The sequence below is a fragment of the Kitasatospora sp. NPDC001119 genome, assembly GCF_053598475.1.
In genome coordinates, this window is sequence record NZ_JBSFKI010000104.1 from 1 (window position 1) to 1,065 (window position 1,065).

At 69.4% G+C, this 1,065-nt stretch carries 1 protein-coding gene; it reads left to right on the top strand.

The features are described 5' to 3' along the window. Nucleotides 1-116 precede the first annotated feature (116 nt). A partial coding sequence (locus tag ACWDD9_RS43860) for an IS481 family transposase (RefSeq protein ID WP_449814787.1) occupies nt 117-1,065 on the top strand: 949 nt, incomplete at its 3' end.

Consider the following 1,065-nt stretch of genomic DNA (forward strand, 5'->3'; position numbering starts at 1 on the left):
TGTACTGACCACGGAGGTTGGTGACAGGGCTCACGGCCGGGTGATCTTGAAATGAGTGAGGGCCTTCTGGCTCGGTGTGGATTGCGACATCTGCACCTACAGCCAGAAAGGCCCTCATGCCACACCGTAACGCACCGCTGACCGAGACCGGACGCCTGCGCCTGGCCCGCTGCGTGGTCGAGGACGGCTGGCCGCTTCGGCGGGCCGCCGAGCGCTTCCAGGTCTCGCCCACCACGGCCAAGCGCTGGACGGACCGCTACCGTGCTCTCGGCGAGGCGGGCATGACCGACCGGTCCTCGCGGCCGCACCACAGCCCGCGCCGGACCCCGACCCGCACCGAGCGCCGGATCATCAAGGTCCGCGTCCTGCGACGCTGGGGGCCCGCCCGCATCGCCTACCTGCTGAAGCTCAATCCCGCCACCGTGCACCGCGTGCTGACCCGCTACCGACTCGCCCGCCTGACCCACCTCGACCGCGCGACCGGCCGTGTCGTGCGCCGCTACGAGCATTGCGCACCAGGCGAGTTGGTCCACGTCGACATCAAGAAGCTCGGCAACATCCCCGACGGCGGCGGCCACCACGTCCTCGGCCGCCAGGCCGGCCGCAGGAACCGCTCCAAAGTCGGCTACAGCTACCTGCACAACGCCGTCGACGACCACTCTCGCCTGGCCTACAGCGAGATCCTGCCCGACGAGCGGAAGGAGACCGCCACCGCTTTCTGGACCCGAGCCCAGGCGTTCTTCGCCCAGGCCGGGATCACCGTCCGGCGCGTGCTGACCGACAACGGCTCCTGCTACCGCTCGCGGGTCTGGCGCGATGCCCTCGCAATCGAGGGCATCGCGCACAAGCGCACCCGGCCCTACCGGCCCCAGACCAACGGCAAGGTCGAACGCTTCAACCGCACCCTGCTCGATGAATGGGCCTACGCCCGGCCCTACCGCACCGAGCAGGAACGACGCGACGCCTACCCCGACTGGCTCCACACCTACAATCACCACCGCGGACACACCGCACTCGCAGGCAAACCACCCGCCAGCCGCGTCCCCAACCTCACGGGTCAGAACA